We start from the raw sequence: 11,595 nt of genomic DNA, 5'->3' as shown, positions 1-11,595 counted from the left end.
GTCAATTAACTTCGTTTATGTTAATTGACTTTTTATTTTCAAGTCGTATGACTTGATTATGCACCCATAGCGCAACTGGATAGAGTGTCTGACTACGAATCAGAAGGTTGCAGGTTCGACTCCTGCTGGGTGCATCCGCTAAATTAAAAAAAGAAGTTTGGTTTTTTGCCAAGCTTCTTTTTTTGTACAAAAAATTCCCCTTATTAGAGCAGAAAAAAATTTGATGAAGATTCTATATTTTTTGCATTCTATAGGGTAAATCGTTTATAATTAAAAGTCAAGATAGGTCAAAGATAAGAAAGGATGATGGAAATGCAAAGCCGAAATATGTCAGATATTATCGAAGAATATCTGAAGGATATTTTAAATGACGTTAAGCAAGTTGAAATTAAACGCTCAGAAATTGCCCGTCAATTTAATTGTGTACCATCACAAATTAATTATGTAATTAAGACCAGATTTAATTTGAAAAATGGATATGTTGTTCGAAGTAAACGTGGCGGAGGAGGATATATCCGTATTGTTAAAGTTGATTTAGTTGAAAATCCAGATTTAATTGATGATTTAATTAATGCTATTGGGATGGATATAAGCGAAAATCAAGGATATCAGATTATAAAAAATCTGTTCGATGACGATATTCTTTCACAAAAAGAAGCTAACTTGCTGTTAGCGGCAACAAGTCGGGACGCTTTACAAGTTCCGACAGTTGAACAAGAAAATTTTTTACGTGCTAGAATATTAGTAAGAGTTTTAAAAAGATTAAGATTAGAAGAATAAAAGGGGATAATTATGAACGAAAATTTAACTCCTAGTGCTAAAAAGGTGTTGCAAATTGCGCTTGAACAAGCAAATTACTTTAAACACCAAGCTATTGGAACTGAACACTTATTATTAGCTACAATCATGGTTAATAACAGTGTTGCAGCGAAGGTATTGCAAGAAAGTGAAGTTACAGAAACTGATGTTAGAGAAGAAATTGAAGATTTAGTTGGTTACGGGACAATGAAACGCCGTCCAGCGGATAGCTATTTACCGTTTTCTCCGCGGGCAACAGAAATTATTGAAAAAGCTAATAGCATGGCTGAACTGCTTGGAGCGCAAAAAACTGGAACTGAACATATTTTGTTGGCGCTTTTAGATGATAAGTTGGGAGTTTCTACAAGAATCTTAAAAGATTTAAATGTGAATACAGTTAACCTTAAACGCCGCTTAACAGCAACTGCTGATATGGATATGCTATCAATTAGAAAAGCTCGTCGTACATTAGCGCAAACGGCTAAAGCAAGCGGAAATAAAAAATCAGCAACGCCAACATTAGATGATTTGGCGCGTGATTTAACTCAAATGGCACGTGAAAATCGGATTGATCCAGTAATTGGGCGTGATAAAGAAATTAAGCGTGTAATCCAAATCATCAGTCGTAAAACGAAAAATAATCCGGTCTTACTTGGAGAACCAGGGGTTGGTAAAACCGCCGTTGCTGAAGGGTTCGCTCAAGAAATTGTAAAAGGCAATGTCCCAAGTGAGCTAGCTAAAAAAAGAATTATGATGTTAGACATGGGAAATTTAGTTGCCGGAACTAAGTTTAGAGGTGAGTTTGAAGATCGACTTAAGAAGATATTAGCAGAAATCTATCGTGATGGAAACGTGATTTTATTTATTGATGAAATGCATACAATTATTGGTGCCGGTGGTGCAGAAGGTGCGATCGATGCATCTAACATTCTTAAACCTGCGCTTGCACGTGGGGAAGTACAAGTTATTGGTGCAACAACATTAAATGAATATCAAAAACACGTAGAAAAAGATGCAGCTTTAGCTCGTCGTTTTGCAAGTGTAATGGTCAATGAACCAACAGAAAAGCAAGCCCTTGAAATTTTACAAGGAATTCGACCTAACTATGAAAAACATCATAAAGTTGAAATTTCAGATGAAGCACTTCAAAGTGCAATTACTTTAAGCAAACGTTACATTGCTTCACGTTTCCTACCAGATAAAGCAATTGATTTGGTTGATGAAGCTGCTGCACGTGTCCGTTTAAGTAAAGTTAAAGGCGGCGATAAAGTTAGTCGTATTAAAGAAGAAATTAAGCAAATTGCATCTCAAAAAACTGAAGCATTATTTGCAGAAGATTTTGAAAAAGCAGAAGAATTACGGCAACAAGAACTTAATTTAGAAGATAAATTACAAAAGTTAATCCAAAAACAAAATGAAACACCAGTTAAATATCAAGCCAAAGTATCTGCTGATGATATTGCCGAAGTTGTAGCGCAATGGACCGGAATTCCAGTGAAACAAATGACAAAATCTGAAGGAGAGAAACTTGTCAACCTTGAATCACAATTACATAAACGAGTAATTGGCCAAGATGAGGCGGTAAGTGTTGTAAGTAAGGCAATTCGCCGTGCAAGAAGTGGCTTGAAAGATCCCAAAAGACCAATTGGGTCATTTATGTTTTTAGGACCAACAGGTGTCGGAAAAACGGAACTTGCCAAAGCATTAGCCGAATCAATGTTTGGCTCAGAAAATGAAATTATTCGTATCGACATGAGTGAATATATGGAAAAATATGCAACTAGTCGTCTTGTAGGGGCACCTCCTGGATATGTTGGGTATGATGAAGGTGGCCAATTAACCGAACAAGTTCGCAATAAGCCATATTCTGTTGTCTTACTTGATGAAGTTGAAAAGGCTAACCTTGATGTATTTAATTTATTATTGCAAGTATTGGATGATGGATTTTTAACAGATTCTAAGGGACGAAAAGTTGACTTTAGAAATACGGTAATTATCATGACATCTAATTTGGGTGCAACAGCATTGAGAGATGAAAAATCAGTTGGTTTTGGGGCAACAGATATGAGTGGAGATTATACTGCAATGTCAAATAAGGTTAAAGAAACGTTAAAGAAAACGTTTAGACCAGAGTTTTTAAATCGTATTGACGAAACTGTGATTTTCCATTCATTGAATGAAAACGAATTGCATCAAATTACTAAATTATTGATTGATAATGTGTTAAAACGTTTGAAAAAACAAGGTTATACTGTGCGTGTAACACCAAAAGCGGTGGACGTAATTGCCAAAGTTGGATTTGATCCAGAATACGGTGCAAGACCTTTACGTCGTGCAATTCAAAATGAAATTGAAGACCGCTTAAGCGAAATGATTTTATTGCGTGAAATTACGGCAAATGAAGTTGTAACTATTGGAGTAGAACAAGGCGAAATAAAAGTTAGAACAAGAAAAATGTAAATAGCAAAGAAGTCAAAATAAATAGGGAAATGCATTGACAAATTGTTAAAAATTATATACAATATAGTAATGCAAAAACTGTGAATTTGATTGCGCGTAGTGATATATTGTCCATTACGTGCTTGATAAAAAGCAAAAATAGTATGGAGTTTAGATTTAAATTCTCGGACTGTTTTTGCTTTTTTTTGCCAAAAAATCCTTAAATAATTAATTTGTAACAAAAATGTAATATTTAAGGAGTCAAATTCCAGAAATCTTTTGAGAGGTGAACAACTTGGCAGGACACTTAGTAAAATACGGTAAACACCGTGTACGTAGAAGTTACTCACGTATCAAAGAGGTACTTGAGCTTCCTAATTTGATTGAAATCCAAACTGATTCCTACAATTGGTTCTTGGATGAAGGTCTTCGTGAAATGTTCGATGACATTATGCCAATCGATGATTTTCAAGGAAAACTTTCCCTTGAATTTGTAGATTATCAATTATTAGAACCAAAATATACTGTTGAAGAAGCACGTCAACATGATGCTAACTATTCAGCACCATTACACGTTAAATTACGCTTAATCAACCATGAAACTGATGAAGTTAAAGAACAAGATGTATTCTTTGGCGATTTTCCTTTAATGACAAAACAAGGAACATTCATCATTAACGGGGCAGAACGTGTTATTGTTTCACAATTAGTTCGTTCACCAGGGGTTTATTTCAATTCTGAATTAGACAAAAATGGTCGTACAAACTTTGGTACAACAGTAATTCCCAACCGTGGTGCATGGTTAGAATATGAAACAGACGCAAAGAACATTTCTCATGTTCGTATTGATAGAACTCGTAAATTACCAGTAACAGAACTTGTTCGTGCGCTTGGTTACGGTTCAGATAGCGAAATTCTTGAAATGTTAGGCGAAAATGATAGTTTAATGCTTACATTAGAAAAAGATGTACACAAGAACATGGACGATTCTCGTGTTGAAGAAGCATTAAAAGACATCTACGAACGTTTACGTCCAGGGGAACCAAAGACAGCTGACTCATCACGTAGTTTATTAACAGCTCGTTTCTTTGATCCAAAACGTTATGATTTAGCTCCTGTTGGTCGTTACAAGATTAACAAGAAGTTAGATCTTAAGACACGTTTGTTAAACCAAACAATCGCTGAAACATTGGCTGATCCTGAAACAGGTGAAATCATTGTTAAAAAAGATGAAGTAATCGACAAAAAGGTTATGGAAAAATTAGCTCCATACTTAGATCGTGAAGACTTCAAGACAGTAACTTATCACCCATCTGAAGAAGGTGTTGTTCAAGAACCAATGACTCTTCAAACAGTGAAAGTTTACTCACAAAAAGATCCAGAACGTGTTATCAACGTAATCGGTAATGCAAATGTTGATATTAGCTTTAAGCACATTACACCTGCTGATATCATTGCTTCAATGAACTACTTCTTCAACTTACAAGAAGGTTTAGGTTCTACTGATGATATCGATCACTTAGGTAACCGTCGTATCCGTTCAGTTGGTGAATTATTACAAAATCAATTCCGTATTGGTTTATCACGTATGGAACGTGTTGTACGTGAACGTATGTCAATTCAAGATACAACAACTGTAACACCACAACAATTAATTAATATTCGTCCAGTAGTTGCATCTATCAAGGAATTCTTTGGTAGTTCACAATTATCACAATTCATGGATCAAACTAACCCATTGGGTGAATTGACTCACAAGCGTCGTCTTTCAGCCTTGGGACCTGGTGGTTTGACTCGTGATCGTGCCGGATATGAAGTTCGTGACGTTCACTATACTCACTACGGTCGTATGTGTCCGATTGAAACTCCTGAAGGTCCTAACATCGGTTTGATTAACAGTCTTTCATCATATGCACGTGTTAACAAGTATGGTTTTGTTGAAACTCCATACCGTCGTGTATCTTGGGACACACACAAAGTTACTGATAAGATTGACTACTTAACAGCTGATGAAGAAGATAACTACGTAATCGCTCAAGCTAACTCTCCATTAACAGATGATGGATCATTTGAAGATAATGTTGTTATGGCACGTAAACGTGATGATGACGTTGAAATTTCAATTGAAAAAGTTGATTACATGGACGTTTCACCTAAGCAAGTTGTTGCGGTTGCCACAGCATGTATTCCATTCTTGGAAAACGATGACTCAAACCGTGCTTTGATGGGTGCTAACATGCAACGTCAAGCTGTTCCTTTGATTCAACCACATGCACCATTAGTTGGTACAGGGATTGAATATAAGGCCGCTCATGACTCTGGGGTTGCTTTAATTTCAGAACATGAAGGTGAAGTTGAATACGTAGATGCACGTGAAATTCGTGTACGTCGTGAAGACGGAACTTTAGACAAGTACAAATTAATGAAATTCCATCGTTCAAACGGTGGTAAGAACTACAACCAAACACCAATCGTTCGTGTAGGCGATCATGTTGATGTTGATGAAGTGTTAGCTGACGGTCCAGCAATGGAAAATGGTGAATTAGCCTTAGGTCAAAACCCACTTATCGCATTTATGACATGGGATGGTTACAACTTCGAAGATGCGATCGCAATTAATGAACGTTTAGTACGTGAAGATGTATATACTTCAATTCACATTGAAGAACATGAATCAGAAGCACGTGATACTAAATTAGGACCTGAAGAAATTACTCGTGAAATTCCTAATGTTGGTGAAGATGCATTGAAGAACCTTGATGAATTTGGTATTATCCGCATCGGTGCTGAAGTTAAAGATGGCGACATCTTAGTTGGTAAAGTTACTCCTAAGGGTGTGACAGAATTATCAGCCGAAGAACGTTTGTTACATGCTATCTTCGGTGAAAAAGCACGTGAAGTTCGTGATACATCATTACGTGTTCCTCACGGTGCTGGTGGTATTGTTCAAGACGTTAAAGTCTTCACTCGTGATAACGGGGATGAATTAGCACCAGGCGTAAACACAATGGTTCGTGTATATATTGCACAAAAACGTAAGATTCAAGTTGGGGATAAGATGGCCGGTCGTCACGGTAACAAAGGTACAGTTTCTGTTGTTATTCCTGAAGAAGATATGCCATTTATGCCAGATGGTACTCCAATTGATATCATGCTTTCACCAATGGGTGTGCCTTCACGTATGAACATCGGGCAAGTATTAGACCTTCACTTAGGTATGGCTGCTCGTAAGTTAGGTATCCATGTTGCATCACCTGTTTTTGATGGTGCTCGTGATGAAGATATCTGGGGTGCATTACAAGAAGCTGGTTTACCAGGTGACGGTAAGTCAGTCTTATATGATGGTAGAACAGGTGAAGCCTTTGATAACCGTATTGCTGTTGGGGTAATGTACTACTTGAAACTTGCTCACATGGTTGATGATAAGATTCACGCACGTTCAATTGGACCTTACTCATTAGTTACACAACAACCACTTGGTGGTAAGGCACAATTTGGTGGACAACGTTTTGGGGAAATGGAAGTTTGGGCCCTCGAAGCTTATGGTGCTGCTTACACATTACAAGAAATCTTGACATACAAGTCAGATGACGTTGTAGGTCGTGTAAAGACATATGAAGCTATCGTTAAGGGTGAACCAATTCCAAAACCAGGTGTACCTGAATCATTCCGTGTGTTAGTTAAAGAATTGCAAGCATTAGGACTTGATATGAAGGTTCTTGATGCCGATAAGCAAGAAATTGAATTACGTGACATGGACGAAGATGATGATGACATCGTAAACGTTGATGCACTTACTAAGTACACAGAACTTGAAAAGAAAAAACAAGAAGCTAAAGAAGCAAAAAAAGCTGCTGAACAAAGCACACAAGAAACAAACGCTGAATAATTAATATAAGAAAGGGAGGTCGGTCCCTTGATCGATGTCAATAAATTCGATAGTATGCAAATCGGTCTTGCTTCATCAGACAAGATCCGTAGTTGGTCATACGGTGAAGTAAAGAAACCTGAAACAATTAACTATCGTACTTTGAAACCAGAAAAAGACGGTCTTTTCGATGAAAGAATTTTTGGACCTACAAAAGACTGGGAATGTGCCTGTGGTAAATACAAGCGTATCCGTTATAAGGGTGTTGTTTGTGACCGCTGTGGTGTTGAAGTTACACGTGCTAAAGTTCGTCGTGAACGTATGGGTCACATCGAATTAGCTGCTCCTGTAACTCACATTTGGTACTTCAAAGGTATCCCAAGTCGTATGGGACTTGTTTTAGATATGAGTCCACGTGCATTAGAAGAAATCATTTATTTTGCTTCTTATGTCGTTACAGATGCTGGTGATACAGCGCTTGAAGTTAAACAATTATTAACTGAAAATGAATATCGCGAAAAACGCTTAGAATACGGAAACCGTTTCGAAGCAGCAATGGGTGCTGAAGCTATCCGTACTTTACTTCGCAATGTTGATTTGGAACAAGAATGTGCTGAACTTAAAGAAGAATTACGTGAAGCTACTGGTCAAAAACGTACACGTGCCGTACGTCGTTTAGATATCCTTGAAGCCTTCTTGAATTCAGGTAACGAACCTGATTGGATGGTAATGGATGCTATTCCAGTTATTCCACCTGATTTACGACCAATGGTTCAATTAGAAGGTGGACGTTTCGCAACATCTGATTTAAACGATTTATACCGTCGTGTAATTAACAGAAATAACCGTTTGAAGCGTTTATTAGACTTAAATGCACCTGGTATTATTGTGCAAAACGAAAAACGTATGCTCCAAGAAGCTGTTGATGCTTTAATTGATAATGGTCGTCGTGGTCGTCCAGTTACCGGTCCAGGTAACCGTCCATTGAAGTCACTTTCACACATGCTTAAAGGTAAGCAAGGTCGATTCCGTCAAAACTTACTTGGTAAGCGTGTTGACTATTCAGGTCGTTCAGTTATTGATGTTGGACCTAAGTTGAAGCTTAACCAAATGGGTATCCCTCATGAAATGGCACTTGAATTGTTCAAACCATTCATGATGCGTGAATTAGTTAAACGTGAAATGGCATCAAACATTAAGAATGCTAAACGCAAGATTGAACGTCGTGATGAAGATATTTGGGATGTTTTAGATGATGTTATCAAAGAACACCCAGTTCTTTTAAACCGGGCACCTACGCTTCACAGACTTGGGATCCAAGCTTTTGAACCAGTTTTAGTTGATGGTAAAGCTATGCGTTTACACCCATTAGCATGTGAAGCTTACAATGCCGATTTTGATGGGGACCAAATGGCTATCCACGTTCCATTATCAGATGAAGCTCAAGCAGAAGCTCGTTTATTAATGTTAGCTGCTCACCATATCTTGGCTCCAAAAGATGGTAAACCAATCATTTCACCATCACAAGATATGACGATTGGTAACTACTACATTACTCTTGAAGAATCAGGCCGTGAAGGTGAAGGTATGGTCTTCAAGGATGTTAATGAAATTAGAACAGCTTACCAAAACGGATATGTACACTTACACACACGTATCGGTTTACAAGCATCTTCATTAGCTAAATTAGGTACACCATTTACAGAATGGCAAAAAGAACGTATCTTAATTACAACTGCTGGTAAGGCAATGTTTAACGAAATCTTACCAGAAGACTTCCCATTCTTGAATGAACCTACAGACGATAACTTAATGGGTAAAACACCAGATAAGTACTTCGTTGAACCAGGTACAGATATCAAGGAATTTATTGCTAACCAACCATTAGTTGGACCATTTAAGTCAGGATTCTTATCAGATATCATTGCTCAAGTTTATAAGGAATACAAAGTTACAGCTACTGCTGAACTTCTTGATAGAATGAAAGACTTAGGTTACTATGAATCAACTAAGTCAGGTTTAACTGTTGGTATTGCTGACGTTACTGTTTTAGATGAAAAACCAGAAATCATCGCTGAAGCCCACAAGAATGTTGCAACTGTTGCAAAACAATTCCGTCGTGGTTTGATTACTGATGATGAAAGATATAACCGTGTTATCCAAATTTGGAATAAGGCAAAAGATGACATCCAAGCTAAGCTTGTTGAAAACATGGATCCATCTAACCCAATCCAAATGATGAGTGACTCAGGTGCTCGTGGTAACATTTCTAACTTTACGCAGCTTTCAGGGATGCGTGGTTTGATGGCTGCTCCTAACGGTAAAACAATGGAATTGCCTGTTATTTCAAACTTCCGTGAAGGTCTTTCTGTTTTGGAAATGTTCCTTTCATCTCACGGTGCTCGTAAAGGTATGACTGATACTGCCTTGAAGACTGCCAACTCAGGTTACTTGACACGTCGTTTAGTTGACGTTGCTCAAGACGTTATTATTCGTGAAGAAGATTGTGGAACTGACCGCGGTCTTGATGTTACATCAATTACAGATGGTAACGAAATGATTGAACCATTGTACGATCGTATTCTTGGTCGTTACACTATGAAGGAAGTTAAGAATCCTGAAACTGGTGAAATCATTGTTCCTGCTAACTACTTAGTGGAAGAAGCAGAAGCTAAGAAGATTATTGATGCAGGTGTTGAAATGGTTACAATTCGTTCAGCATTTACATGCAACACTCGTCATGGTGTTTGTGAACGTTGTTACGGACGTAACTTAGCTACAGGGGATGCTGTTGAAGTTGGGGAAGCTGTTGGTACAGTTGCTGCTCAATCAATCGGTGAACCAGGTACACAGCTTACAATGCGTAACTTCCACCAAGGTGGGGTTGCCGGCGGTGATGATATCACTCAAGGTCTTCCTCGTGTTCAAGAGTTATTTGAAGCACGTAATCCTAAGGGTCGTGCTGTGATTACAGAAGTTACAGGTATCATTGATACAATCGAAGAAAACCCAGCAGAACGTATTAAAGAAGTTACTGTTAAGGGTGAAACAGATACAAGAACTTACAGCCTTCCATTTACTTCAGTATTGAAAGTTAAGGAAGGAGATAGCATTCACCGTGGTGAAGCACTTACTGTAGGTTCAATTGATCCTAAAGAACTTATTTTAGTTCGTGATATGCTTTCAACAGAAACATATATCTTACGTGAAGTTCAACGTGTTTACCGTATGCAAGGGGTAGACATCGCTGATAAGCACGTCGAAATTATGACTCGTCAAATGTTACGTAAGGTTCGTGTCATGGATCCAGGTGATACAGACATGTTACCAGGTACATTATTAGACATTAGTCAATTTAAGGATCGTAACACTAAGACACTTATCGAAGGTGGTATTCCTGCCACAGCACGTCCAGTACTTCTTGGTATTACTAAGGCTGCCTTAGAAACAAATAGTTTCTTATCAGCTGCATCATTCCAAGAAACTACTCGTGTGCTTACAGATGCTGCTATTCGCGGTAAGAACGATCCATTGGTTGGTTTGAAAGAAAATGTTATTATTGGTAAGACAATTCCTGCCGGTACAGGTATGAAGAAATACCATGATATTGAACCAGAAGTTGTTGGAAACAAAGTTGAAGGAGCTTACTCAGTTAGCGACGTTGAAGAACAACTTAACCAAGAAGAAAATACAGAATCAATTACTGATTAATTGAAAATAGGGACTGGAAATTCCAGTCCCTATTTTTTTATCTAATTGTTATTAAATGCATTATTAACCCGCCAAATGAAAGAAAGGGGATAAATGCGATAATCTGATGATTTTTTTGGAAAATAACTATGTAAAAGATTGCAGTAATTGAAGCAATGAGAATTGAAAAGAGAGTTGATAAAAATCCAAGTGAACCAAAAAAGATTGCAATTAAGATTGTATCAGCACTGCCTAACTTATTTATGTAGTTCATACCCAGTAAAAAAAGCAAAAAGGGAATGATTAAGAATGCGTCAATCATATTAAATGTAAATGAATAAAAGGATTTAAAAATTAAGGTACATAATCCGCCTAAATAAAGAATACTGGCACTAACTGTTTTTGTTTGTAAATCTTGTAGCGAAATTAATAGTAACCATATAAACAAAAAACATTTAAAAATATAAGTGAAATTCTCTGTCGGGCTGTACGAAATTACAAAGAATAAACCAGTCAAAATTTCGATAATTGTACTAAAAAATGAAATTGGCTGTTTGCAATAAGCACATTTTCCTCTAAGAAAAATAAAACTTAAGATTGGAATTAAATGCCACGGTTTTAAAAACCGGTGGCAAGTATCACAAAAAGAACGTTTTTTCTTCAATAAGTTTGGAAACTTAAAGCGATAAGCATAACATGTAATGAATGATCCAAAACAGGAACCAATCAAAAATAAGAATAGATACATTATTAAGACCTCCTACGTGTATTAATATACGTAAAAATATTTTTTAAAAATT

At 37.2% G+C, this 11,595-nt stretch carries 5 protein-coding genes and 1 tRNA gene; 5 read left to right on the top strand and 1 reads right to left on the bottom strand.

All coding sequences use genetic code 11. From position 1 onward, the window contains the following. Positions 1-60 precede the first annotated feature (60 nt). The 5 genes from JCM14209_RS07890 (at position 61) to rpoC (ending at position 10,816) form a co-directional block, all read left to right on the top strand. Positions 61-134, top strand: a tRNA-Arg gene (locus JCM14209_RS07890). A 178-nt stretch (positions 135-312) separates the two neighbouring features. Then, on the top strand, positions 313-780 hold the full coding sequence (locus JCM14209_RS07880; RefSeq protein WP_025022935.1) for a CtsR family transcriptional regulator: 468 nt from the start codon (positions 313-315) through the stop codon (positions 778-780). 12 nt (positions 781-792) lie between these two features. Further along, a complete protein-coding gene (locus tag JCM14209_RS09495) occupies positions 793-3,258 on the top strand; it encodes an ATP-dependent Clp protease ATP-binding subunit (protein ID WP_035520255.1) in 2,466 nt (821 codons plus the stop codon). A 265-nt stretch (positions 3,259-3,523) separates the two neighbouring features. Then, on the top strand, positions 3,524-7,126 hold the full coding sequence (gene rpoB / locus JCM14209_RS07870) for a DNA-directed RNA polymerase subunit beta (RefSeq protein ID WP_155830699.1): 3,603 nt from the start codon (positions 3,524-3,526) through the stop codon (positions 7,124-7,126). Between the two features lie 27 nt (positions 7,127-7,153). After that, positions 7,154-10,816, top strand: coding sequence for a DNA-directed RNA polymerase subunit beta' (rpoC, locus tag JCM14209_RS07865; RefSeq protein WP_025022933.1), 3,663 nt, complete (start codon positions 7,154-7,156; stop codon positions 10,814-10,816). A 37-nt stretch (positions 10,817-10,853) separates the two neighbouring features. Here rpoC and JCM14209_RS07860 read toward each other — a convergent pair whose 3' ends face one another. Further along, positions 10,854-11,543: a prepilin peptidase gene (locus tag JCM14209_RS07860; protein ID WP_025022932.1), complete on the bottom strand. Its 690-nt coding sequence runs from the start codon at positions 11,541-11,543 to the stop codon at positions 10,854-10,856. Positions 11,544-11,595: the final 52 nt, after the last annotated feature.

This window comes from Ligilactobacillus hayakitensis DSM 18933 = JCM 14209 (assembly GCF_000615845.1).
GTDB lineage: Bacteria > Bacillota > Bacilli > Lactobacillales > Lactobacillaceae > Ligilactobacillus > Ligilactobacillus hayakitensis.
This window is presented reverse-complemented; position numbering and strand designations above follow the sequence as displayed.

What these genes read in the sequence shown, in the direction of transcription:
- JCM14209_RS07880 (WP_025022935.1), top strand. Translation starts at nt 313, where the DNA reads ATGCAAAGCCGAAATATGTCAGATATTATCGAAGAATATCTGAAGGAT.
- JCM14209_RS07860 (WP_025022932.1), bottom strand. Translation starts at nt 11,543, where the DNA reads ATGTATCTATTCTTATTTTTGATTGGTTCCTGTTTTGGATCATTCATT.
- JCM14209_RS09495 (WP_035520255.1), top strand. Translation starts at nt 793, where the DNA reads ATGAACGAAAATTTAACTCCTAGTGCTAAAAAGGTGTTGCAAATTGCG.